Source organism: Streptomyces sp. NPDC007808 (genome assembly GCF_042868655.1).
Classification (GTDB): domain Bacteria; phylum Actinomycetota; class Actinomycetes; order Streptomycetales; family Streptomycetaceae; genus Streptomyces.
Genome location: NZ_JBIAEQ010000003.1, coordinates 359,613 through 382,358, shown reverse-complemented (window position 1 = coordinate 382,358; position 22,746 = coordinate 359,613). Strand labels below are relative to the sequence as shown.

Sequence of the window (22,746 nt, the reverse complement as noted above, 5' to 3'; positions counted from 1 at the left end):
CGACAGCGCGGTGTGCAAAGGCCGGGAGGGGCCGCAAACGGCACACGAACGCTTTTGGGGGGCTTGAACCTATGGACCCGAACAACCGGGGGCCCGAGGAGTACGGCCATGACGGCGACGGCAGCACGTCGCGTCAGCGCCCGCCCAGGGACCCCCTCGCCACCGACTTCGCTCACCACTCGCCCGCACCGGCCCGCACGGTGCAGGTGGTCTCGGGCGACCTCCTGCTCACCGTCAACCCCGTCGACGGCAGCGAGATAGAGGTCTGCCCGCCGGCGGAGCGGCCGTCGCGGCCCGGGAAACTCTCCCCGGCCGAACGCGCCGAGGCCCAACGCGCCGCCAGACCCCCCGTGCCGGCCGGCCCGGCCCGGCCCGCCCAGCCACTCCTGGCCCGCCAGGACGAGCGCGAACAACTGGTACGACTGCTCGCCCGCGGCCGCTCCGTACGCCTCGTCGGCTCCCGCGGCGCCGGCCGCACCAGCCTCCTCGACCTCGTCGCCGAGGACTGCGCGGACCTCGCGCCCGACGGCGTGGTCCGCCTCACCGGCTTCCACCGCACCACCGACGACCTGCTGTACGACCTCTTCCACGCCGTGTACGGCGCGCCCCTGCACCGCCCGGATCAGGACGAACTGTCGGCCTGCGTCCGTGAGATCGGCGCGGTCGTCGTCCTGGACGACATCGAGTTCGGCGGCGCCGCGCTGGACGAGCTGCTCGACGCGACCCCGGAGTGCGCCTTCCTGATCGGCGCCACGCCCGACGTGCCCGCGCCGTCCGCCGACTCCGGCATCGAGGACGTCGGCCTCGGCGGCCTCGACCGGTCCGACAGCGTGGAGCTGCTGGAGCGCCAGGTCGGCCGGGCCCTGACCGAGGACGAGGCGAACTGGGCCGGCGACCTGTGGTTCGAGTCGGAGGGCCTGCCGCTCAGGTTCGTTCAGGCCGGAGCGCTGCTGCGGCAGCGGGACCGGCTGCGGGCCGGGGCGGACGCCGTCGACGAGTTCGGGGTCTTCGAGGACGAACCGCCGGTCGACGCGCCCTTCGACGGACCGCCCGAGGACCCCCGCGACGACGTGCCGCTGCCGTCGGTCGGCGAGGCGGCCGGCCCCGCGGCACTGCTCGCCTCGCGGCTCAGCGCCTCGGCCCGCGCCACCCTGAGGTTCGCCGTCGCGCTCGGCGGCGAGGTGCCGCACCAGGCCCATCTGCCGGCGCTGGTCGGCGACACCCACGCGGACGCCGCGCTCGGTGAGCTGGCCGACTGCGGGCTGGTCACGCCGGTCGGCGCCCACTACCGGCTGGCCGCCGGGGTCCAGGCCCAGCTGGAGGCCGCGGGATACGGCGAGGACGTGCAGGACGACGCCCTCACCGCGGCCCGGCACTACACCTGGTGGGCGGGGCACCCTTCGGTCACGCCGGAGCGCGTCTGCGCCGAGGCCGACGCCGTCATCGCCGCGCTCGGCGTGCTGGTGCCGGCCACGACACCGCCCGCCGAGGGCGAGGACAGCCCGCCCGTGCAACTGGCCCGCACGGCCGCGCCCGCGTTCGCCGCGGGGCTGCACTGGAGCGCCTGGGAGCGGGCGCTGCGGGCCGGCGCCGAGGCCGCCCGGCTGGCCGGTGACGTCGCGGAGCAGGCCTACTTCCACCACGAGTTGGGTGTCCTCGCGCTCTGCCGCGGCCGGCTGGACCGGGCCCGTGCCGAGCTGGAGACCTCCATCGGCCTGCGCGGTGCCCTCGCCGACAAGCGCGGCACGGTCGCGGGCCGCCGCGCCCTCGCGCTGGTCTCGGACCGTTCCGGTACGACGCCGGGAGTGGCCGCGTTCGGCGCGACCGCGGGGGAGGAGGTGCCGGACGCGCGGTACGAGGAGTCGCAGTCGCCGCCGGGCGGCGTGCCGGCCGCGTTCCCCTCGGGCGGGGGCGACGCGACGCTGGTCACGCATCTCGGCTCGCCGGCCGGGCCCTCGACGTCCTCGGCGAGCTCGCACAAGGGCCGGGGCGGCGTGCGCAGTTTCGCCCGGCGCAACCTCGTCGCGGCCGGCGCGGGCGCGCTGCTCGTGGCCGTGCTCGGCACCGTGGTGACGCTCGGCGCGACGTCCGACAACGACCCCGACACCCCGGCCGAGCGGGTCGGCGTGAACCCGTCCGCGAGCCAGGGCATCGGCGACGACAGCCTCGGCGCCGACCAGGCTGAGGGCGACGACGGGCAGAGCTCCGGCGACACCGGCACGGCGACCAGCCGGCCGACGGATCCGGGGCCCGACGGCACGCTCGGCACCTCGGACGATCCGACGCCGACCGAGTCGGGCAAGCCCTCGGACGATCCGACGAAGCCGACCGGTGGTTCCACCCGGCCGACCGACGATCCGACGAAGCCGACCGGCAGCCCCACCAGGCCGACCGACGATCCCACCAGGCCGACGGACGATCCGACGGACCCGACGGACGACCCGACCGACGACCCCACCGACGACCCGACGGACCCGACGGACGACCCCACGGACGAGCCGACGGACACGCCGACCGACCCGCCGTCCACCTCGACGTCGGCCAGCGGACCGGCCCCGTCCGGCCCGGCGGAGACCACCACGTCCGCGAGTGCCCCGCAGAGCACCGATGCGGGCACGTCGAGCAGCAGCCCGGACGCCGTGATCTGACGCGCCGATCACGACGACAGGGCCGGGTCCGTCGCACGGACCCGGCCCTGTCGTCGTGGAACTGTTCGCGCGCAGAAGTCGGCGCGGTACCGCTCCCGGACGCTCAGAACAACCGCAGCTTGTCGTCCTCGATCCCGCGCAGCGCGTCGTAGTCCAGCACCTGGCAGCCGATGCCCCGGTCCGTCGCCAGGACCCGTGCCTGCGGCTTGATCTCCTGGGCCGCGAAGATGCCGCGGACCGGCGCGAGATGGGGATCGCGGTTCAGCAGCTCCAGATAGCGCGTGAGTTGCTCCACGCCGTCGATCTCGCCCCGGCGCTTGATCTCCACCGCGACCGTCCGGCCCTCGGCGTCCCGGCACAGGATGTCGACCGGCCCGATCGCCGTCATGTACTCGCGGCGGATGAGCGTGTAGCCCTCGCCCAGCGTTTCGATGCGGTCGGCGAGCAGCTCCTGGAGGTGCGCTTCCACGCCGTCCTTGATCAGGCCAGGATCCACGCCGAGTTCGTGCGAGGAGTCGTGCAGGACCTCCTCCATGGTGATGATGAGCTTCTCGCCCGCCTTGTTGGTGACCGTCCAGACGTCCTTCTGCTCGCCGTCCCCCTCCTTCAGGGTGCAGGGCGGCGACATCCAGTTCAGGGGCTTGTAGGCCCGGTCGTCGGCGTGGATCGAGACGCTGCCGTCCGCCTTGACCAGGATCAGACGGGGCGCCGAGGGCAGGTGGGCGGTGAGCCGGCCCGCGTAGTCGACGGAGCATCGGGCAATGACGAGACGCATGGTCGGCAACGCTACTCGACGGGCCCAGGTGGACGCGATTCGCCCTGGGGGAGTCCGTATGACCCCGGACTGCCCCTGTTCATTTCTGGCCGATTGTGCGCCTAACGAGGACCGTCCATGTACGCATTCTCCTGGTGCGGTCACCGTCCGTTGCCTACCGTATTAAACGGGAGGTCGCGAGGTGTGTACGCACAGTGTCCGGCATCGCGGTCTCCCGCATCTGTCCGGCAACCCCTGCTGCTGCGGGGGTGCGAGAGGAGAACCCATGTCGCTCGACGTCTCACCGGCCCTACTCGAGAAGGCCGAGCGAGGCGAGGTCGACGAAGCCGAATTCGTCGACTGCGTCCGGACCTCCCTGCCCTATGCATGGGGGATGATCAGCTCCCTGGTGGCTCAGCTGAAGGTGGACGGCGGTCAGTTCGCCGACAACCAGACGCCCCCGCCGGACGAGCAGGCACGTGGCCAGCTGCTGCGTGCACTTGCGAGTGACGCGATACGCGGCGCGCTGCAGCGGCACTTCGGGGTGCGACTGGCCTTCCAGAACTGCCACCGGGTTGCGGTGTTCCCGCTGGACGCCTCGGTCGACGAGACGCTGGCCCGCTTCACCTCGGTCCGCAGTCAGCTGCTGAACCAGTCTCCGGAGTTCAGGGACTGCTGACGCAGAGCCGTTTGCTTGCCGCTCCCTACGCGGGAGGTGCATTCAGTACGGGGCGGCAAGCCCTCTGGCACGCCGGGCACTTCGGCCCGGCCCGGGTCATCGGTCGAGCTGCGGCAGCACCTCGGCGCCCAGTCGCCGTACGTTCTCCTCGGTCGCCGCCAGATCGCCCGTGCCCTCGACGAGCAGGGCGAAACGGGAGATGCCGGTCCGCTCGCTGGTGGCCGCCAGCCGGTCGGCGCACAGGCGCGGGGTGCCCACCGGGTGCAGTCCGCACAGCAGTTCGGTGTACGCCAGCGGGTCACGCATCGCGCGTCGGCGGCCGTCCACCGTGACATGGGCCTCCAGGCCCTGCCGGAGCCAGCCCGGCATCGCCTTCGTCAGGGCCTCGACCGCGTCCGTGCGCCGGTCCGCGATCTGGCAGACGCCGGCCGAGACATGGGCCGCGCCCAGAACCTCCTCCGCGGGCCTGCCGCAGGCCCGCGCGTGCTCCCGCCACAGGGCGACCATCTCGGCCTTCTCCTCGTCGCCCACGTGCATCCCCAGCAGCATCGGCAGCCCGCGCTCGGCCGCGAGGCGGACGCTCGCCGGCGAGGTGCAGGCGACGACCACCTCCGGCCCCTCGACCTCCGAGAGGCACTCCGACGGCCTCGGTACGACGGGGACTTCACGGAAGCTGAACCGCTCGCCCGCCGCCGCGACCGCCGGTTCACGCAGCCAGCGCACCAGCAGATCGAGTGATTCCGGGAACCCCTCCTCGTACGCCTGGAGACCCGAGCCGAACACCTCCAGATCGACCCAGGGTCCACCGCGCCCGACGCCCAGCGAGAACCGCCCGCCGGAAGCGACGTGCAGCAGCGCCGCCTGTTCGCCGACGGCCACCGGGTGGGCGGTGGGCAGTACGGTGACCGCCGTGCCGACCCGCAGTCGCCTGGTGCGGCCCAGCAGGAGCGCTGCCAGGGTGATCGCCGACGGACAGGTGCCGTAGGGCACGAAGTGGTGCTCGGCCAGCCAGACCGTGTCGAGCCCCGCTTCCTCGGCGACCTCGGCGGAGCGGACCGCGCGGTGCAGCGCCTCCCCGTCGCCCTGGCCCGGGAACCGGGCCGCCAACACGAAACTTCCTACGCGCATTGCTTTTTCCTGCTTCCTTGGCTCCGACGCGGAGCTCCCCCACCGGGCATAACCGTCTGACACGTGCCGAGGACACGGCCTGGCGAAGAGATTTGCGGATTGTCTGCAGAATGAACGCCGGAGTGAGGGACTTGTGGGGGTTGGTGCCGTACGACTACCCCTGTCCCCGCCGCGTAGGCTGGACATGACCCGTGCATCCTGTATAGCCCCGTGAGGTGTTCCGTGTCCCCGCGTCGCAACCGACCCAAGGCCCCGAACGGGTCTGCCTCGCCCGGACGCAGCGCCGACGACGACCGCTCCGGCCGCTACGGCGGCTTCCAGTCCTCGGAGAGCTGGGACGGCGAGGACTGGAACGTACGGCATGTGGCCGGAGCGAGCGCACAGGGCAAGGCGTACCGCTGCCCGGGCTGCGACCAGATGATCCCGGACGGCGTCCCGCACGTCGTCGCCTGGCAGGCCCACGCGGGCGTCGACGACCGCCGCCACTGGCACAAGGCGTGCTGGAACGCGAAGGACCGCCGCACCACGCGGGTGCAGCGGTCCCGTAACGCGCCGAGGTTCTAGCCGCGCGGGCTCACACGTCCCGCTTCTCCAGCAGCGCGTAGGCGCCGGCGAACGCGGCGGCCGTCACGCCGAGCATGATCCACAGCGGATCCCAGCCCGACGGGCCGGAGTCGGACAGGGACTGCGAGTAGAAGACGCTGAGCTGGTTCGGGATGGAGTACTCCAGCAGAGCCTCCTGAACGTCCTTGAGCGACTCCGAGAACATGAACAGGGCGATGACCATCGGGGCCAGCAGCACGCCGATCATGATCGTGATCGCGCCCGCCGAGTGCCGGATGATCGAGCCGACGACGAGCGAGAGCAGGCCCAGCAGCGCGATGTAGAGCGAGATGCCCACCGTGCCCTTCAGCCACTCGGAACCGGTGGGCTCGCGCGCGTCGTCCAGGATGGACACGTCCGCCAGGGCGACGAGGAGAGCCGACGCCAGCGTCACCACGAACGCGACCACGAAGAACACGATCGCCTTCGCGGCCAGCACCCGCGCCCGGCTCGGGCACGCGGTCATCGTGGTCCGGATCATGCCGGTGCCGTACTCCGACGCCGTGGTCAGCACACCGAGCGTGATGATGCACATGCTGCCGAGCAGCAGCCCGAAGAAGCCCAGCGCCAGCGGGTTCTCACCGCTCATGCTGCCCTCCGAGGAGTTGGCGGCGACCAGTGCCGCCGCCGCCAGGCCGATGCCGACGACGAGCAGCACGAACACGCCGAGCGTCCACATCGTGGAGCGCACCGACCGGATCTTGGTCCACTCGGAGGCGATCGCGTGCCCGAGGTGCGCGCGCACGACCGGGATGGGCGAGGTGTAGGTGGGGTACGACGAGCCGGGCGCCGCCTGCCAGTTCGGTGCGGCGGTCTGCGGCATCGGGGGCTGGGGCGTGCTCATCGGGCGTCCTCGGGCTTGGTCGGGGCGGCGGCGGGCGGGGTGACAGGCGGTTGGGCGGGCGGCTGCGGGGGCGCGGTGACGGCCTGCGGCGCGGGTGCTTGCGCCGGCGGCTGGTCCTGGGGCGCCTGCGGGGCCGCCTGCGCGTACGGGTTGGGCGCACTCGCGCCGGGCGCGGCCGGGGCGCCGTACGGTCCCTGCGGCGCTCCCTGCGGCGGGGCGAACGGCTGCCCGCCCTGCTGCGGCGGCGGCGGGGCGTACCAGCCGGGCTGGCCCTGCCCCGGTACCGGCATCGGCGGCGTGGCCCCGGGCGGCAGCGGCTGCTGGAGCCCTTCCTTCTGGTCGATGGACGAGCGGTAGTCGACCGCGCCCTGCGTCATCCGCATGTACGCCTCCTCCAGGGAGGCCTGGTGCGGCGACAGCTCCCACAGCCGTACGTCCGTGTCGTGCGCGATGTCGCTGATGCGGGGGAGCGGCAGCCCGGTCACCCGCAGCGCACCGTCCTGCTCGGGCAGCACGTGGCCGCCCGCCTCGGTCAGCGCGCCGGCCAGCTTCTCGCGCAGCTGCGGCTCGGTGTCGGGCGTCCGGACCCGGGCGAACCCGGCGGAGTTCGCCGCGATGAAGTCCTTGACGCTCATGTCGGCGAGCAGCTGCCCGCGGCCGATGACGATCAGATGGTCGGCGGTCAGCGCCATCTCGCTCATCAGGTGGCTGGAGACGAAGACGGTGCGGCCCTCGGCCGCCAGCGACTTCATCAGGTTCCGCACCCAGAGGATGCCCTCGGGGTCGAGGCCGTTGACCGGCTCGTCGAACAGCAGCACCTGCGGGTCGCCCAGCAGCGCGGCCGCGATGCCGAGCCGCTGGCCCATGCCGAGCGAGAAGCCCTTGGAGCGCTTTCGCGCCACGTCCTGGAGACCGACCACGCCCAGCACCTCGTCCACCCGCCGGGCCGGGATGCCGGAGAGCTGGGCCAGGCACAGCAGGTGATTGCGCGCCGCCCGGCCGCCGTGCACGGCCTTGGCGTCGAGCAGGGCGCCGACCTGGCGAGGGGCGTTGGGCAGCCTGCGGTACGGGTAGCCGCCGATGGTCACATGACCCGCGCTCGGGTTGTCCAGGCCGAGGATCATGCGCATCGTCGTCGACTTGCCCGAGCCGTTGGGGCCCAGGAAGCCGGTGACGGCTCCGGGCCGCACCTGGAAGGACAGGTTGTACACAGCGGTCTTGTCGCCGTAGCGCTTGGTCAGGCCGACTGCTTCGATCATGCTCCGCACCCATCGAAAGAATCAGGACAGCGGGGCACACGCCCCCGTAAGGGTTAGGAGGATATCGAGGCGCTGACGGTTCCACTCAAGGGGAAGTAAAACCTCGCCACGCCGGCCCCCGGCTACGCGTCCCGTTTCCGGAGCGTGAGGTAACCGCCCGCGAGCGCCGCGATCACCCAGAGCACCATGATGCCGAGCCCGCCCCAGGGGCCGTACGGAGTTGCGTCGTCGACCGGGGTGACCACCTGCATGATCTTGCTGCCCGCCTGGTCGGGCAGATACCGGCCGATCTTCTCGGTGGCCGAGACATTGCCGAGGATGTTGGACACCAGGAAGAAGAACGGCATCAGGATGCCCAGCGACAGCATCGGTGAGCGCAGCATCGCCGCGACGCCCATCGAGAACATCGCGATCAGGGTCATGTAGAGACCGCCGCCGATCACCGCGCGCAGGACACCGGGATCACCGATCTGCGCCCGGTGCTCGCCCAGCATCGCCTGCCCGAGGAAGAAGGCGACGAAGCTGGTGGCCATGCCGACGACCAGCGCGAGGCCGGTCGCCACCGCGATCTTGCTGAACAGGAAGGTGCCGCGCTGCGGCACGGCGGCCAGCGAGGTGCGGATCATGCCGGTGCTGTACTCGTTCGAGACGACCAGCACCCCGAACACGATCATCGCGAGCTGACCGAGGCTCATCCCGGCGAAGCTGATGAACGTCGGATCGAAGGAGAGCCTGTCCCGCTCGCGCATGGAGTCGAACTCGTTCCTCGACAGGATCGAGATCAGCATGCCGAGGGCGATGGTCACCACCACGGCGAGGGACAGCGTCCACACGGTGGAGGCCACGGACCGGATCTTGGTCCACTCGGAGCGGATGATCTGGGTGGCTGCCATGATCAGCTCCTCCTCCAGCCCTCACCCCAGGGCTGCTGCGGCTCGGGCGGCGCCCCGGTGTGCGCGTGGTACTCCACCGACTCCGCGGTCAGCTGCATGAACGCCTCCTCCAACGATGCCTGTTGCGGGCTCAGCTCATGCAGTACGACCCCGTGCCGCGCCGCCAGCTCCCCGATCTGCTCCGCCTTGCCGCCGTCCACCTCCAGTGCGCCGGTGCCCGTCTCCACGGCCGTGATCCCGGCCGTCTGCAGCACGTCCAGCAGCCGTTCCCGCTGCGGGGTGCGGACCCGGACGTACGACCTGGAGTTGCGCTCGATGAAGTCGGCCATGGTGGTGTCGGCCAGCAGCCGGCCCTGTCCGATGACGACGAGGTGGTCGGCGGTCAGCGCCATCTCGCTCATCAGATGCGAGGAGACGAAGACCGTACGGCCCTGCGCGGCAAGGGACTTCATCAGATTGCGGATCCAGTGGATGCCCTCGGGGTCGAGGCCGTTGACCGGCTCGTCGAACATCAGGATCCGTGGATCGCCGAGCAGCGCGCCCGCGATGCCGAGCCGCTGCCCCATGCCCATCGAGAAGCCCTTGGTCTTCTTCCTCGCGACCGCGGTGAGCCCCACCGTCTCCAGTACCTCGGCCACCCGCCGCTTCGGGATGCCGTTGCTCTGCGCCAGGCACAGCAGATGGTTGTAGGCGCTGCGCCCGCCGTGCCAGGCCTTGGCCTCCAGCAGCGCACCGATGTACGTCAGCGGGTCCTTGAGCCGGTCGTAGCGCTTTCCGTCGATCCGGACGTTCCCGGCGGTGGGGTGGTCCAGGCCGAGGATCATCCGCATGGTCGTCGACTTGCCCGCGCCGTTGGGACCGAGGAAGCCCGTGACCATGCCCGGTCTGACGGTGAAGGTGAGGTTGTTGACCGCGACCTTCTCCCCGTAACGCTTGGTCAGTCCCTCGAGCTCGATCATGCCGCCCACGCTAAAACGGCACAAAGCCCTCTGCCACCCCAGCGGCAGAGGGCTTCGCGGAAGTTTCAGTCTCCGGACGCCGAGGCGTTACCGGGACTGCTGCGCCGGAACACCCCGGGAGATGGGCTCGTCCTCGGCCGGCGTGCCGGCGGCGGCCACCGCGGCGCCCGTGAGCGTGGCGAGCATCTCGCGCACGTTCGTCAGCTGGGCGTTGATGCTGTCGCGGCGGTTGGTGAGGGCGGCCAGCTCGCGCTCGGATTCCGAACGGATCCGGTCGGCCTTGGCGTTGGCGTCGGCCACGATGTCCTCGGCCTGGCGCTGGGCCGTCTCCACCGTCTGGCGGGCGCGGCGCTCGGCGTCGGTGCGCAGCTTCTCGGCCTCCAGGCGCAGCTGCTCGGCGCGGTGCTCGATCTCGGCGAGGCGCTTTTCGGCCTTGGCCTGACGCGAGGCCAGGTCGCGCTCGGACTGCTCGCGGCGCTTGGCCAGGTTCGTCTCGAAGTCGGCGGCGGCCTGCGCGGCCTTGGCGCGGGTCTCCTCGAAGAGGGCGTCGGCCTCCTCACGCTTGGACTGCGCGTCCTTCTGGGCCTCGGCGCGCAGCTGGGACGCGTCACTCTTGGCCTTCTCGACGATGCGGACGCCCTCGTCCTCGGCCTTGGCCTTGCGCTCCGCAGCGAACGATTCTGCGTCGTTGCGAACCTGCTGGGCCGCCGACTCGGCGAGCTCGCGGTGCTGCTCGGCGGCGCGGCGGGCCTCCTCGCGCAGATCCTTGGCCTCTTCCTCGGCGAGGCGGAGGATCTTCTCGACACGCGCGCCGAGACCCGCGTACGACGGCTCGGCGTCGGTCACGGCGGCCTGGGCGTTCTGCGTTTCGAGGTGGAGCTCCTCGATGCGCTTTTCCAGAGCGGTGATGCGGGCGAGAGCGCTGTCACGGTCGGAGACGAGCTTGGAGATCCGTTCGTCCACCTGAGCGCGGTCGTACCCACGCCGCACAAGCTCGAAGCCGTAGGGGGAAGTGTCGCTCATGGGGTTCCTGTCGAATGAGACCGGTGAGGTGATAAGTGGAATCCTAGGGGCCGAAGCGGTGTGTCATCGAGCGGATACGTGTTTGATCTGGAGAATGAGACCCCTTTTGAGTGGCTAACCGCCGGACGGCTTGCCAAAAACTTGGTCAAAGGCCCCAGGAGACACCGGAACCCGCTCGCCGCGCTAGCCGTCTGACGACTTGCCACCCGATCGGGGTGCCCCCACCGTCGCACCGGCCTTGACCCCGCCGTCCTTGCCCGCCGACGGCGCCTCGAAGGACTCCAGCGCCTCCAGGACGTCCTGGACCCGGGAGATCTCGGCGTTGATGTCCTCGCGGCGACGGACCAGGACCTCCAGCTCCCGCTTGCCCTCCTCGACCGTGCGCCTCGCCTCGCGGATCGCCTCGGCCTTGAGCTCCTCGGCCTCCTTGATGAGCGTGGACCGCTTCTGCTCGGCCTCCTTCAGCAGCCCCTCGGCCTTCTTCACGGCGGCGATACGGACCTTGCCCGCCTCGGAGTTGGCCTCCGACACGATCTCCTTGGCCTTCGCCTGCGCCTTGGCCAACTGCTCCTCGGCGGCGGTGATGAGGGAGTCGCAGCGGTCCCCGGTCGACTTCATCGTCTCGGCGGCCTCGCGACGGGCCCGCTCGTGCAGCTCCTCGATCTCGCTGGTGAGGCGCTCACGCAGCTCCTCGGCGCGCTCCCGGATGGCGGTGGCGTCCCGGCGGGCGCCGACGAGCAGCTCGTCCGCGTCCGTGCGGGCCTTCTCCACGCGCGAGTTCCCCTCGACCGTCGCCTCGGACACCAGCCGGTCGGCCTCCTTGCGGGCGGCGCCCACCATGGTGTCGGCCTGTGCCTCGGCGTCCGCGGTCGTCTTGTGGGCCTGCGTCTGCGCCTCGGTGAGCAGCTTGTCGGCCTCGGCCGTGGTCTCCGTGATGAGCTTGTCGACCTGCTCGGCGGCCTCGGAGCGCCGCTTGTTGGCGTCCTTGCGTGCCTCGTCGAGGGTGCGCTCGGCCTCCTCGCGCGCGGCGGCGACCAACCGCTCGGCCTGAGCCGCCGCCTCGGCCTTGACCCGCTCGGACTCGCTGCGGATCCGCTCGGCGTGCTGCTGGGCCGACCCCACGGTCTCGGCGGCCTCGGCGCGCAGCCGCTCCGCCTCCGACGTGGCGTCCCCGACCAGCTTCTCCGCCTTGGCGAGCGCGTCGGCGCGCACCCGGTCGGCCTCCGCGACGGTCTCCGTCTGGAGCCGCTCCGCCTCGTTGCGTGCCTCGGTGATGAGGGTGTCGGCCTGGGTCGCCGCGTCCGACCGGATCCGGTTGGCGTCCTCGCGGGCGTCCGCCCGGGTGCGCGACGCGGCCTGGTCGGCCTCGGCGATCTTGTCGGACGCCTCGGTGCGGATCCGCTGGGCGTACTCGCCGGCGTCCGACCGCAGCCGCTCCGCCTCGGCGATGGCCTCGGCCATGGTGCGCTCGGCGAGGGACTTGGCGGCCGCGGCCTCCTCGTTCGCCTCGCGCCGGACGCGGCCCGCGTCCTCGCTGGCCCGCTCCCGCTCGGCGTAGGCGTCGGTGCGGACCCGGTCCGCCTCCTCCTCGGCCTCCCGGCGGGTACGGTCCGCCGCGTGCTCGGCGGCGCTGCGCAGCCCGGCGATCTCCTCCTGGGCCTGCTCGTGCAGCCCGGACACCGAGTCGCGGACCTGCTGGGCGTGCTGCTCGGCCGCCGACACCATCTCGGTGGCGCGCCGGTCGGCCTCCTCGACCAGCCGCACCGCCTCGGTCTGCGCCTCCTCGACCCGCTTGCGGGCGGAGGCCAGCAGCTCCTCGCTCTGCTCGCGGGCCCGCTCGCGCTCCTGGTCGGCCTCCTGACGGGCGGAACCGAGGAGTTCCTCGGCCTCGCGGCGGCGCCGGGCGGCCTCCTCCTGGGCGGCGGCCAGCGTCTCGGACGCCTCCGCGGCGAGCCGCTCGGCGGCGGCCTGCGCCTCCGCACGGACCCGGTCGGCGGTGTCCTGCGCCTCCGCCTTCAGCCGCTCGGCCTCGGCCGCGGCCTCGGACCGCAGACGTACGGCGACGGCCTCGCCCTCGGCACGGGAGGCGGACGCGTCCGCCGCGGCCTCGGTGCGCAGCCGGTCGGCCTCCTCCTCGGCCTGCTGCTGCAGCGTGCGGATCCGCTCGGCGGCCTCGGTGCGCAGCCGGTCGGTCTCCTCGGCGGCCTCGCGCCGGATCCGGGCGGCCTCCTCGCGGGCGTCGGTGAGCGCCTGCTCGGCGGAGGCGAGCCGCTGCTCCGCCTCGCTCTGAAGCCGGGTCAGCTCCTCGGCGGCCTCGCTGCGGCGGACCTCTATGGCGCGCTCGGTCTCCTCGTGCAGCTCCCGGGCGGCGCGCTCGGCGTCGGACCTGATGCCCTCGGCCTGCTCGACGACCTCCTCGCGGTGCCGCTCGGCCTCCTGACGGGTGCGCTGGAGGGTCTCCTCGGCCTGGCGGCGCAGCGTCGTCGCCCGCTCGATGGCCTCGGTGCGGACCTTCTCGCTGTCCGTCGTGGCCTTCTGGCGCAGTTCGTCCGCGTCGGCCTTCGCCTTGCTGAGCAGCTCCTCGGCGGTCTTGGCCGCCTCCTCGATCTGCTGGACGGCCTCCTTGCGGGCCTCCGCGCGGATCTTCTCGCCCTCGGCGACCGCCTCGGAGCGCAGCTGCTCGGCCTCGCCGCGCAGCCGGCGGGCCTCCTCCTGCAGCTCGACCGTCTTGGCGCGGTACTCCTTGGTGTCGTCCTTCGCGGCGCCCTTGAGCTCCTCGGCGATGTCGTGCGCCTCGGAGCGCAGCCGGTCCGCCTCGGCCTCGGCCTCGCTGCGGATCCGCTCGGCCTCCTCCGCCGCGGCCCTGGTGGTCCGCTGCGCGTCCTCCTGCGCCTTGTTGAGTACGTCCTCGGCCGTCTTGGCCGCCTTGGAGAGCTGGGTGGCGCTCTCCTCGGCGGTGATCGTGCGGGCCTTCTCGGTGGCCTCGGCGAGCAGCTTCTCGGCCTCGGCACGGGCGTCGGAGATGACCTGCTCGGCGTCGGCCTTGGTGTTCTCGGCCTCCTTGGTGGCCTCCTCGACCAGCCGGGCGACTTGCTCCTTCGCCGTCCGCATCCGCTGCTCGTTGGCCGACTCGGCGCCCGCGAGCGTCTTCTCGGCGGCCGCCTTGGCCTCGGTGACCAGCTTCTCGGCCTCGGACTGCGCCTTGCGCAGGGCCTCCTCGGCCTCGGCCATGCGCTGCTCGGCGGCCCGGCTGAGCTCGGTGGCCTGGCGGCGGGCGGCGTCCGACTCGGAAACGGTGGAGCTGCGCAGCTGCTCGGCGTGGTCGGTGGCCTCCTGGGCCTGGGTGGAGGCGGCGTTGAGCAGCCGCTCGGCGTCCGTACGGGCGCGGCGCAGGATCTGCTCGGCCTCCGCCCGGGCCTCCTCGGCCGCGCTCGTCAGGCGCTGGCGGGCCTCGGTGGCGAGCCGCTCGGCCTCGGCGCGCGCGGCGGCCATGGCCTGCTCGGCCTCGGCGCGGGACTCGTCGAGGAGCCGGCGGGCCTGCTGCTCGCTGCGGGCCCGCAGCTGCTCCGCCCAGGCCACGTTCTCGTTGACGTGCGACTCGACGGTCTGCCGTCGCTCGGCCAGCTCCTGGTCCAGCTGCTGGCGGCGCGTCACCGCCTCCTGGTGCAGCTCCGCCTGGAGCCGGGCCGCCTGCTCGGCGTGCTCCTGGAGGATGCGCTGGGTCTGCGCGCGGGCCTGGCTCAGCTCCCGCTCCGCCTCCTGGCGCAGCTGGTCGGCCTGGATCTGGGCGTTGCGCAGCAACTGCTCGGCCTGATAGCCGATGTCACCGCCGTCGAAGGCCGGCCGGGACATGATGGTGCGCCGCGCCTCGTGCAACTTGGCGCGCAGCACCTCGACCTGGTAGCCGAGGTCCTCGGCGTGCTGGATCGCCTTCTCCCGCTCGGTCTTCAGCCGATCCATCTCGGCCTCGAACCGAGAGAGGTGGTCGACGTCAGCCGCCGGCTCTCGCTCCTGGCGTTCGTAGCCCCGCACTGCGCGGTCCCATCCGTCCCCTGGTCGCAAGTCTCTCCATACGGGCACCGTCCATCCGCCGAACGGGGCCCCCGGGGAATGGTGTCAGATCAACGGCGGAGCACGGGCTGTTGCCCCGACCCTCGTCCCCCGAAACCCGGACCCCGGACGGTCCCTCCGCGCGACGGAGGGGCCGGGTCACCCTGGAGTGAGCGGCGACCGCCCCCAACCCTACCGGCCCATATGTACGAGGGTCAGTGCTCAGGTGACTCAACGGGCGCCGAAGTGACCAGTTCTGTCAGTACGCCGTGGCAATCCTTGGGGTGAAGGAAGGTGATTCGTGACCCCATGGAGCCGCGTCGGGGCTCTTCGTACAGCACCCGTACGCCCTTGGAGCGGATGTCGTCCGCGTCGCCGTCGACGTCCGCCGTACCGAAAGCGATGTGGTGGACGCCCTCGCCGTTCTTGTCGAGCCACTTCGCGACGGTGGAGTCCGGGCGGGTCGGCTCAAGAAGCTGCAGGTAGGAGGCGCCTCCGTCGGAGGTGTCGTTGATCTTGAGCATGGCCTCGCGCACGCCCTGCTCCTCGTTGACCTCGGAGTGGAAGACTTCGAAGCCGTACGTGGCCCGGTAGAACTCGACGGTCTTGTCGAGATCGAAACAAGCGATTCCGATGTGGTCGATTCGCGTCAGCATGGATTCAGTGGAGCGCTCCGGAGATGGTTACGCAACGTGCGCGCGATCACACCGACGGCCCGGTGACGGCACGGAGTGCCACTCAGTACATTCGAAGTAAACCCTCGTTCACTCCTCGGCCGTACAGGCTGGAAGGGGATCGCACCTCATGTCTTCTGAAAACGGCGCGACGTCCGTCATCGTGGCGGGTGCCCGCACCCCGATGGGACGACTGCTCGGCTCGCTGAAGTCCTTCTCCGGAGCCGACCTCGGCGGCTTCGCGATCAAGGCCGCCCTCGACCGTGCGGGGATCGGGGGCGACCAGGTGCAGTACGTGATCATGGGCCAGGTGCTCCAGGCCGGGGCGGGGCAGATCCCGGCGCGCCAGGCCGCGGTCAAGGCCGGCATCCCGATGAACGTCCCGGCGCTCACCATCAACAAGGTCTGCCTGTCGGGCCTCGACGCGATCGCGCTGGCGGACCAGCTGATCCGCGCCGGCGAGTTCGACGTGGTCGTCGCGGGCGGCCAGGAGTCCATGACCAACGCCCCCCACCTGCTGCCGAAGTCCCGCGAGGGCTTCAAGTACGGCGCGGTGCAGATGATCGACGCGATGGCGTACGACGGCCTGACCGACTCCTTCGAGAACATCGCCATGGGCGAGTCGACGGAGAAGCACAACACCCGCCTGGGCATCGCCCGTGCGGAGCAGGACGAGATCGCGGCCCTGTCCCACCAGCGGGCCGCCGCCGCCCAGAAGAACGGCATCTTCGAGGCCGAGATCACCCCGGTCGAGATCCCCCAGCGCAAGGGCGACCCGGTCCTGTTCAGCAAGGACGAGGGCATCCGCGGGGACACCACCGCGGAGTCCCTGGGCAAGCTGCGTCCGGCGTTCTCCAAGGACGGCACCATCACGGCCGGCTCCTCGTCGCAGATCTCCGACGGCGCGGCGGCCGTGGTCGTGATGAGCAAGGCCAAGGCGCAGGAACTCGGACTGGACTGGATCGCGGAGATCGGCGCGCACGGCAATGTGGCGGGCCCGGACAACTCGCTGCAGTCCCAGCCCTCCAACGCCATCCTGCACGCCCTGAAGAAGGAGGGCCTGGAGGTCTCCGACCTCGACCTGATCGAGATCAACGAGGCCTTCGCCGCCGTCGCGGTGCAGTCGATGAAGGACCTCGCGGTGTCCCCGGAAAAGGTGAACGTCAACGGCGGAGCCATCGCCCTGGGTCACCCGATCGGTATGTCCGGTGCGCGGCTCGTCCTGCACCTGGCCCTGGAACTGAAGCGGCGCGGCGGCGGCGTCGGCGCGGCCGCGCTGTGCGGTGGCGGCGGCCAGGGTGACGCGCTGATCGTGCGGGTACCCAAGGCCTGAGTTCTCCTTAGTAGGACCTCTTTCGCGAACGGAGCTGTGATGCAGGACGTCTCCACCCTGGTGGCCCAGGCCAGGGAAGGCCGGCCGCGGGCCGTGGCCCGGCTGATCTCCCTGGTGGAGGGGGCGTCCCCGCAGCTGCGGGAGGTCATGGCGGCGCTGGCCCCGCTGACGGGCAACGCGTACGTCGTAGGGCTGACGGGATCCCCGGGCGTCGGAAAGTCGACGTCCACGTCCGCCCTGGTGACGGCGTACCGCAAGCAGGGCAGGCGGGTCGGCGTCCTGGCCGTCGACCCGTCCTCGCCCTTCTCGGGCGGCGCCCTGCTCGGCGACCGGGTGCGGATGTCGGAGCACGCCTCCGACCCCGGCGTCTACATCCGCTCGATGGCCACCCGGGGCCACCTGGGCGGCCTGGCCTGGGCCGCCCCGCAGGCGATCCGCGTCCTGGACGCGGCCGGCTGCGACGTGATCCTGGTCGAGACGGTCGGCGTCGGCCAGTCGGAGGTCGAGATCGCCTCCCAGGCCGACACCTCCGTCGTCCTCCTCGCCCCGGGCATGGGCGACGGCATCCAGGCCGCGAAGGCGGGCATCCTGGAGATCGGCGACGTGTACGTCGTCAACAAGGCCGACCGGGACGGCGCCGACGCCACCGCCCGCGAGCTCAACCACATGCTCGGCCTCGGCGAGTCCCGCGGCCCCGGCGACTGGCGCCCGCCCATCGTCAAGACGGTCGCCGCGCGCGGCGAGGGCGTCGACGAGGTGCTGGAGGCGCTGGAGAAGCACCGGGCCTGGATGGAGGAGCGCGGTGTCCTGGCCGAGCGCCGCCGGGCCCGCGCCGCCCGCGAGGTGGAGACCATCGCCGTCACCGCCCTGCGTGAACGCATCGCCGACCTGCACGGCGACCGACGGCTCGGTGCCCTCGCGGAGAAGATCACCGCCGGGGAACTGGACCCCTACCGTGCGGCGGACGAGCTGGTGGCGGAGCTGACGCAGGCCTGATCCGGTCAACTCCGCCTGCTTGCTGGTAGGTTGATCGGCATGTTCCTCTCCTTGGCGTAGGGCGCACACCGAGCCGCGGTCCGAGCACTCCGCTCCCGCGGCTCCTCGGTGTCCCCTTTTCACGCCTCCTTCGAGGAACCACCATGTCTGCTTCCTATGCGCGGGTGCTGCGCATCCCCCATGCCCGCCGTACCTTCGCCGCCGCCCTGACCGGCAGGCTGTCGTACGGGATCGTCCCGCTGTCCGTGATGCTCGCCGTGACCCGGGCCAGCGGGTCGTACGCGGTGGCGGGTGTCGTGATGGCGCTGTTCTCCGGGACCAGCGTCTTTCTGTCGCCCGTGCGGGCGTCCCTGATCGACCGGCACGGGCCACGCCGTGCGCTCGTGCCGATGGCCGGGGCCTACGTCGCGCTGCTCGGTCTGCTCACGGTGACCGTCTGGCGCCCGGGCGCCGCCTCACCGCTCGTCCTGGGTGCCGTGACCGCCGCAGCGGGGGCCTGCACCCCGCCGCTGGGGCCCACCATGCGTGCCGTGTGGGGCAGGCTCGCCCCGGAGCGTGCGCTGCTGCAGCGCGCCTACAGCCTGGACGGCGTCGCCGAGGAACTGCTCTTCGTCTTCGGCCCGCTGCTGGTCGGCGTGGTCGTCGGCGTAGCGCCGCCGGCCGTCGGGATCATCGTCGGAGCGGCGCTGATGGCGGCGGGAACGGCGGCGTTCGTGTCGTCGCCGGCGGTGCGGGACGTACGGCCCGGCGACACAGGGGCCGCGTCGCGCGGCAAGGGCCGGCGTCGGGTGCTGCGCGGGGTCCGGCGGCCCGTGATCGCCGCCGCGGGCGTCGGACTCGCCCTCGGTGTGGCGGATCTGCTCGTCGTGGCGTTCGCGGAGGGGCACGGGCACGGCGATGACAGCGTGGCCTGGGTGCTCGCCGCCCTGTCCGCCGGAAGCGCCGTCGGGGGGCTCGTCAACGGGGCGGTCGCCTGGCGCAGTTCGGCCGGGGTACGGCTGCCCCTGCTGGCGGCCGGCCTGGGACTGGCGCTGCTCGGCGCGGGGCTCGCTCCGGGGCTCGGCACGCTCGCGGCGCTCATGGCGGTCGCCGGGCTCTTCGTGGCGCCGGCCATCACCACGGCGTACCTCATCGCCGACGAGAGCGCGGCACCCGAGGTCCGGGTGCAGGCCGGAGCCTGGGTCAACACCGCCGTGAACGCGGGCGCCACGGCCGGCGCCGCGGTCGCCGGAGTCCTGGTCGGACCGCTGTCGACGGGCTGGAGCTTCGCGACGGCCGGCGCGGTGACGCTGCTCGCGGCCGCCGCAGCGGCGAGGGGCGCCACCCATCACGGGGGCGCCCCTGCGGACGTGGGGGACGGGGGTGCCGTGGCGGCGGACCGGCGTCAGTCGTCGTCGCCGTCGCGGTCGTCCTGACCGTCCTGGTCGTCGTGGTCCTGGGTGACCTTGCCGGTCTTCAGGTCGACCTTCCACTCACCCTTCGTGGTCTGAACGCTCCAGGCCGCCGGACCGTCGTCGTCGAGGTCGACGTCGTTGACGGCACCCTTCGCCGCGGCGGCCCGGGCGGCCTCGCGGGCGTCCACGCTCGCACCCTTCAGCGCGGCCAGATCCTCACGGCCGTCGTTGTCGTCATCGTCGTCGCGCTGGGCACCGAGGACCTTGCCGTCGTCCGCGGAGACCCGGACGTCGTACTCGGCGCCGTCGCCCTTGACGACGTTCACCTCCCAGACGTTCGAGCCGTCGTCGTCCAGGTCGGCGGCGACGGCCGTGCCCGGCGTGTGCTTCAGCGCGGCCGCGATCGCGTCGGCGGCGGTGACCTTCGCGGTGCGGGTCCGCGCCGCGGCCTCGGCGGCGTCGTCGTCCCGGTCGTCGGCGGTGTCCTCCGCCCGGTCCTCCGCCTGGTCCTCCGCCCGGTCCTGCGCGCTGTCGTCGCGGTCGTCGGCGACCCGTACGTTCGACTGGCGCTGGGTGCTCGCGCTGTCGTCGCCACCGGAGGCGTAGGCCGCGACGGTGCCGCCGCCGATCAGCGCCGCGGCGGTGACGGTGGCGATGACGATGTTGCGCTTCATGAGGTTCCCTCCCGAGTCGTTGCGATTGCTGTCGATCCGAGTCGCTTCGTGGCGCTTCGTTTCGACGGGAACCAATCTGCCGAACCGACGCTGAGCGGAACCTGAAGCCCCCTGAAGAGATCTTCAGCTTCGCTTTGCCAGGCTGTACGCATGCGCCTGCTGATCGTCGAGGACGAAAGACGCCTGGCCCAGTCCCTCGCCCGGGGACTGTCGGCCGAGGGCTATGCCGTGGACGTCGTCCACGACGGGCGGGAAGGGCTGTACCGGGCCTCGGAGGGGTCGTACGACCTGGTGATCCTCGACATCATGCTGCCCGGCATGAACGGCTACCGGGTCTGTGCCGCACTGCGCGACGCCGGCCAGGACGTGCCGATCCTGATGCTCACCGCCAAGGACGGCGAGTACGACGAGGCCGAGGGACTGGACACCGGCGCCGACGACTACCTCACCAAACCGTTCTCGTACGTCGTCCTGGTCGCCCGGGTGAAAGCGCTGCTGCGGCGCGGCGGACAGGGCGCGGGCGCCTCGCCCGTGCACGTCCACGGCGACCTCAAGGTCGACACCGCCGCCCGCCGCGTCTTCCTCGGCGACGACGAAGTGACCCTCACCGCCAAGGAGTTCGCGGTCCTGGAGCAGTTCGTGCTGCGGGCCGGCGAGGTGGTGTCCAAGGCCGAGATCCTGGAGCACGTCTGGGACTTCGCCTACGAGGGCGATCCGAACATCGTCGAGGTGTACGTGAGCACCCTGCGCCGCAAGCTGCGCGCCGGGCTCATCCGCACGGTCCGGGGCGCCGGTTACCGGCTGGAGGCATCACCGTGACGGGCCGTCTCCTCGGCTCCGTCCGGTCCCGGGCGACGCTGGCCGCCACGCTGGTGGTCGCGGTGGCGCTGGTCGTGGCCGGCACCGCCGTACTGCTGTCGCTGCGGTCCAACCTGATCGGGCAGGCCGGCACCGAGGCGGAGCGCACCGCACGGACCGTGGCCACCGAGATCGCGATCGCGCCGGCGGGCGAACCGCTGTCGGTGGACAACGACGAGCCGGTCCAGGTCGTCGACGAGCACGGCAGGCTGATCGCGGCCAGCGGGGACCTGGAACGGATCAGCGGCACGGGCACCGATGCGGTACGGCCGCAGCCGTCGCCCACCAAGGCCACGAGCGCCCAGGACTCCGACGACGGCGACGACGACGCGGACGACGTCGACCCCGCGGCCTCCGGCGACTCGGACGACGACTCCACCACCGAGCCCCTCCGGCCGGGCGAGATCAGCGAGCACACCACCTTCACCAACGGCACCGCCACGCTCGACGGCGAGAGCGGCGACTACCGCTTCGCGGCCGTCCATGTCGAGGTCGAGGGCAGGGGCACACTCACCGTGTACGCGGGCGCGCCGCTCTCCGCCGAGCAGAGCGCCGTCAAGACCGCGCTGACCGTCATGCTGATCGGCTTCCCGTTGCTGCTCGGCGTGGTCGCCGGCGTCACCTGGCTGGTCACCCGGCGGGCCCTGCGTCCGGTGGAGGGCATCCGCGGCGAGATGGCCGCGATCACGGCCTCCGAGGACCTGGCGCGCCGCGTTCCGGTGCCGGACACGCACGACGAGGTCGCCCGGCTCGCGCTGACCACCAACGAGACGCTGGCCGCCCTGGAGGCATCCGTGGAACGCCAGCGCCGGTTCGTCGCCGACGCCTCGCACGAACTGCGCAGCCCCATCGCCTCGCTGCGCACCCAGCTCGAAGTGGGCGCCGCCCACCCCGAGTTGCTCGATCTGGGCGGCGCGGTGCAGGACACCGTACGCCTGCAGGACCTGGCGGCCGACCTGCTGCTGCTCGCCCGCCTGGACGCGGGGGAGCGGCCCGGGGAGAAGCGGTTCGACCTGGGCGCGCTGGCCCGCGAGCAGGCCGAGGGGCGGGCCGGGGTGACGGTGCGGGCGCAGGCGGTGGAGGTCGCCGGGTCGCGGGGGCAGGTGGGGCGGGTGCTCACCAACCTGTTGGACAACGCCGGGCGGCACGCCCGTTCGGCGGTCGCCGTGACCGTAGGCCGGGAGGGGGCGTGGGCCGTCGTGGCCGTCGCCGACGACGGGGACGGGGTGGCCGAGGCCGACCGGGAGAGGATCTTCGAGCGGTTCGTGCGGCTGGACGAGGCCCGCAGCCGGGACGAGGGCGGTGCCGGGCTCGGTCTGGCCATCGCCCGCGACGTCGCCGTACGCCATGGTGGCACGCTCACCGTGGACAGGGCACCGACGGGCGGAGCCCTGTTCGAACTCCGCCTGCCGTCGGTTCAGTAGGTGCCGGAAGCCGCCGGCCCGGCTCGGGTCATGGACGCCCGCGCTGACCGCGCAGGTGCTCCGCGATCGGCTTCAGGGCCTTGTCGAGCTCGGTCAGGGAGTCGGGGGACAGCAGGTCGATGAAGTGCCGGCGCACGGACGCCACATGGTGCGGGGCGACCTTCTGCATCGTCTCCATGCCGTGCTCGGTGAGCACCGCGTAGAGCCCGCGGCGGTCGGACTCGCAGTTCTCGCGCCGGACCAGGTTCGCGTTCTCCATCCGGGTGATCTGGTGGGAGAGGCGGCTCTTGGACTGGAGGGTGGCGGACGCGAGGTCGCTCATCCGCATCCGTACGTCGTCGGACTCGGAGAGATTCACCAGGATCTCGTAGTCGTTCATTGTCAGGCCGAACGGCTGCAGGTCTTTTTCGAGCTGGTACGTCAACAGCCTGTTGACCTCCAGGTGGGTGCGCCAGGCGCACTGCTCCGCATCGGTCAGCCAGCGGGTGGCCGTCTCGGTCTCCATGAATGAAGTCTACCTAAGAAGTTGAAAGGCGAACTAGTGAGGGGTTTT

The 22,746-nt window shown here is 72.0% G+C and carries 19 protein-coding genes; 8 read left to right on the top strand and 11 right to left on the bottom strand.

Translation table 11 applies throughout. The annotated features are described in order from the left end of the window. Window positions 1–71: 71 nt before the first annotated feature. Window positions 72–2,648, top strand: a complete 2,577-nt coding sequence (locus ACFYNL_RS13465; protein ID WP_388801486.1) for an ATP-binding protein — start codon at window positions 72–74, stop codon at window positions 2,646–2,648. A gap of 103 nt (window positions 2,649–2,751) precedes the next feature. Here ACFYNL_RS13465 and nucS read toward each other — a convergent pair whose 3' ends face one another. Continuing rightward, a complete protein-coding gene (gene nucS, locus ACFYNL_RS13460; RefSeq protein WP_356581894.1) occupies window positions 2,752–3,423 on the bottom strand; it encodes an endonuclease NucS in 672 nt (223 codons plus the stop codon). A 265-nt stretch (window positions 3,424–3,688) separates the two neighbouring features. On the opposite strand from nucS, the gene ACFYNL_RS13455 reads away from it, so the two are divergent. Further along, window positions 3,689–4,081 carry an SCO5389 family protein gene (locus tag ACFYNL_RS13455; RefSeq protein WP_019758184.1) on the top strand — a complete coding sequence of 131 codons (393 nt, stop codon included), beginning with the start codon at window positions 3,689–3,691 and terminating at the stop codon, window positions 4,079–4,081. Window positions 4,082–4,177: 96 nt separating this feature from the next. Here ACFYNL_RS13455 and ACFYNL_RS13450 read toward each other — a convergent pair whose 3' ends face one another. Beyond that, window positions 4,178–5,209 (bottom strand): LLM class flavin-dependent oxidoreductase, encoded by a 1,032-nt coding sequence (locus ACFYNL_RS13450; RefSeq protein WP_388801482.1) that lies wholly within the window; start codon window positions 5,207–5,209, stop codon window positions 4,178–4,180. A gap of 222 nt (window positions 5,210–5,431) precedes the next feature. On the opposite strand from ACFYNL_RS13450, the gene ACFYNL_RS13445 reads away from it, so the two are divergent. After that, complete coding sequence (locus tag ACFYNL_RS13445; RefSeq protein WP_388801479.1) at window positions 5,432–5,773, top strand: ATP/GTP-binding protein; 342 nt, start codon at window positions 5,432–5,434, stop codon at window positions 5,771–5,773. Between the two features lie 10 nt (window positions 5,774–5,783). On the opposite strand, the gene ACFYNL_RS13440 is transcribed toward ACFYNL_RS13445, so the two are convergent. The 7 genes from ACFYNL_RS13440 to mce form a co-directional block, all read right to left on the bottom strand. Beyond that, a complete protein-coding gene (locus ACFYNL_RS13440) occupies window positions 5,784–6,656 on the bottom strand; it encodes an ABC transporter permease subunit (protein ID WP_388801476.1) in 873 nt (290 codons plus the stop codon). Further along, window positions 6,653–7,915 (bottom strand): ABC transporter ATP-binding protein, encoded by a 1,263-nt coding sequence (locus tag ACFYNL_RS13435; RefSeq protein WP_388801473.1) that lies wholly within the window; start codon window positions 7,913–7,915, stop codon window positions 6,653–6,655. The genes ACFYNL_RS13440 and ACFYNL_RS13435 overlap by 4 nt, the downstream gene beginning before the upstream one ends. Window positions 7,916–8,037: 122 nt before the next feature. Next, window positions 8,038–8,808, bottom strand: coding sequence for an ABC transporter permease (locus ACFYNL_RS13430; RefSeq protein WP_388801470.1), 771 nt, complete (start codon window positions 8,806–8,808; stop codon window positions 8,038–8,040). A 2-nt stretch (window positions 8,809–8,810) separates the two neighbouring features. After that, window positions 8,811–9,767: an ABC transporter ATP-binding protein gene (locus ACFYNL_RS13425; protein WP_388801468.1), complete on the bottom strand. Its 957-nt coding sequence runs from the start codon at window positions 9,765–9,767 to the stop codon at window positions 8,811–8,813. 87 nt (window positions 9,768–9,854) lie between these two features. Beyond that, a complete protein-coding gene (locus ACFYNL_RS13420) occupies window positions 9,855–10,790 on the bottom strand; it encodes a cellulose-binding protein (RefSeq protein ID WP_388801465.1) in 936 nt (311 codons plus the stop codon). 183 nt (window positions 10,791–10,973) lie between these two features. Further along, window positions 10,974–14,822, bottom strand: a complete 3,849-nt coding sequence (gene scy, locus ACFYNL_RS13415) for a polarized growth protein Scy (protein WP_388802696.1) — start codon at window positions 14,820–14,822, stop codon at window positions 10,974–10,976. A 233-nt stretch (window positions 14,823–15,055) separates the two neighbouring features. Further along, complete coding sequence (gene mce, locus ACFYNL_RS13410) at window positions 15,056–15,496, bottom strand: methylmalonyl-CoA epimerase (RefSeq protein ID WP_388801462.1); 441 nt, start codon at window positions 15,494–15,496, stop codon at window positions 15,056–15,058. A 148-nt stretch (window positions 15,497–15,644) separates the two neighbouring features. Here mce and ACFYNL_RS13405 point away from each other — a divergent pair, with 148 nt between their 5' ends. From ACFYNL_RS13405 to ACFYNL_RS13395, 3 genes are all read left to right on the top strand, one after another. After that, window positions 15,645–16,847 (top strand): acetyl-CoA C-acetyltransferase, encoded by a 1,203-nt coding sequence (locus tag ACFYNL_RS13405; RefSeq protein WP_388801459.1) that lies wholly within the window; start codon window positions 15,645–15,647, stop codon window positions 16,845–16,847. A gap of 39 nt (window positions 16,848–16,886) precedes the next feature. After that, window positions 16,887–17,843 carry a methylmalonyl Co-A mutase-associated GTPase MeaB gene (gene meaB / locus ACFYNL_RS13400; protein ID WP_388801456.1) on the top strand — a complete coding sequence of 319 codons (957 nt, stop codon included), beginning with the start codon at window positions 16,887–16,889 and terminating at the stop codon, window positions 17,841–17,843. A gap of 143 nt (window positions 17,844–17,986) precedes the next feature. Beyond that, on the top strand, window positions 17,987–19,258 hold the full coding sequence (locus ACFYNL_RS13395; protein WP_388801453.1) for an MFS transporter: 1,272 nt from the start codon (window positions 17,987–17,989) through the stop codon (window positions 19,256–19,258). On the opposite strand, the gene ACFYNL_RS13390 is transcribed toward ACFYNL_RS13395, so the two are convergent. After that, complete coding sequence (locus tag ACFYNL_RS13390; protein ID WP_388801451.1) at window positions 19,228–19,911, bottom strand: PepSY domain-containing protein; 684 nt, start codon at window positions 19,909–19,911, stop codon at window positions 19,228–19,230. The two genes, ACFYNL_RS13395 and ACFYNL_RS13390, sit on opposite strands and share 31 nt — an antisense overlap. Before the next feature lie 150 nt (window positions 19,912–20,061). Here ACFYNL_RS13390 and ACFYNL_RS13385 point away from each other — a divergent pair, with 150 nt between their 5' ends. Continuing rightward, window positions 20,062–20,730: a response regulator transcription factor gene (locus tag ACFYNL_RS13385; RefSeq protein WP_388801448.1), complete on the top strand. Its 669-nt coding sequence runs from the start codon at window positions 20,062–20,064 to the stop codon at window positions 20,728–20,730. After that, a complete protein-coding gene (locus tag ACFYNL_RS13380) occupies window positions 20,727–22,193 on the top strand; it encodes a sensor histidine kinase (RefSeq protein ID WP_388801445.1) in 1,467 nt (488 codons plus the stop codon). Before ACFYNL_RS13385 ends, ACFYNL_RS13380 begins: the two co-directional genes overlap by 4 nt. 28 nt (window positions 22,194–22,221) lie before the next feature. Here the strand turns inward: ACFYNL_RS13380 and ACFYNL_RS13375 are convergent, their stop codons facing one another. After that, the gene (locus ACFYNL_RS13375) at window positions 22,222–22,698 is read right to left on the bottom strand and encodes a MarR family winged helix-turn-helix transcriptional regulator (RefSeq protein WP_388801442.1); all 477 of its coding nucleotides are present in this window, start codon (window positions 22,696–22,698) and stop codon (window positions 22,222–22,224) included. Window positions 22,699–22,746: the final 48 nt, after the last annotated feature.

Excerpts from the sequence above, each read along its gene's own strand:
- ACFYNL_RS13395 (WP_388801453.1), top strand. The coding sequence starts at position 17,987 with ATGTCTGCTTCCTATGCGCGGGTGCTGCGCATCCCCCATGCCCGCCGT.
- ACFYNL_RS13420 (WP_388801465.1), bottom strand. The coding sequence starts at position 10,790 with ATGAGCGACACTTCCCCCTACGGCTTCGAGCTTGTGCGGCGTGGGTAC.
- ACFYNL_RS13430 (WP_388801470.1), bottom strand. The coding sequence starts at position 8,808 with ATGGCAGCCACCCAGATCATCCGCTCCGAGTGGACCAAGATCCGGTCC.
- meaB (WP_388801456.1), top strand. The coding sequence starts at position 16,887 with ATGCAGGACGTCTCCACCCTGGTGGCCCAGGCCAGGGAAGGCCGGCCG.
- ACFYNL_RS13405 (WP_388801459.1), top strand. The coding sequence starts at position 15,645 with ATGTCTTCTGAAAACGGCGCGACGTCCGTCATCGTGGCGGGTGCCCGC.
- ACFYNL_RS13455 (WP_019758184.1), top strand. The coding sequence starts at position 3,689 with ATGTCGCTCGACGTCTCACCGGCCCTACTCGAGAAGGCCGAGCGAGGC.
- ACFYNL_RS13385 (WP_388801448.1), top strand. The coding sequence starts at position 20,062 with ATGCGCCTGCTGATCGTCGAGGACGAAAGACGCCTGGCCCAGTCCCTC.
- ACFYNL_RS13425 (WP_388801468.1), bottom strand. The coding sequence starts at position 9,767 with ATGATCGAGCTCGAGGGACTGACCAAGCGTTACGGGGAGAAGGTCGCG.
- ACFYNL_RS13450 (WP_388801482.1), bottom strand. The coding sequence starts at position 5,209 with ATGCGCGTAGGAAGTTTCGTGTTGGCGGCCCGGTTCCCGGGCCAGGGC.
- ACFYNL_RS13390 (WP_388801451.1), bottom strand. The coding sequence starts at position 19,911 with ATGAAGCGCAACATCGTCATCGCCACCGTCACCGCCGCGGCGCTGATC.
- ACFYNL_RS13435 (WP_388801473.1), bottom strand. The coding sequence starts at position 7,915 with ATGATCGAAGCAGTCGGCCTGACCAAGCGCTACGGCGACAAGACCGCT.
- nucS (WP_356581894.1), bottom strand. The coding sequence starts at position 3,423 with ATGCGTCTCGTCATTGCCCGATGCTCCGTCGACTACGCGGGCCGGCTC.
- mce (WP_388801462.1), bottom strand. The coding sequence starts at position 15,496 with ATGCTGACGCGAATCGACCACATCGGAATCGCTTGTTTCGATCTCGAC.
- ACFYNL_RS13440 (WP_388801476.1), bottom strand. The coding sequence starts at position 6,656 with ATGAGCACGCCCCAGCCCCCGATGCCGCAGACCGCCGCACCGAACTGG.
- ACFYNL_RS13375 (WP_388801442.1), bottom strand. The coding sequence starts at position 22,698 with ATGGAGACCGAGACGGCCACCCGCTGGCTGACCGATGCGGAGCAGTGC.
- ACFYNL_RS13465 (WP_388801486.1), top strand. The coding sequence starts at position 72 with ATGGACCCGAACAACCGGGGGCCCGAGGAGTACGGCCATGACGGCGAC.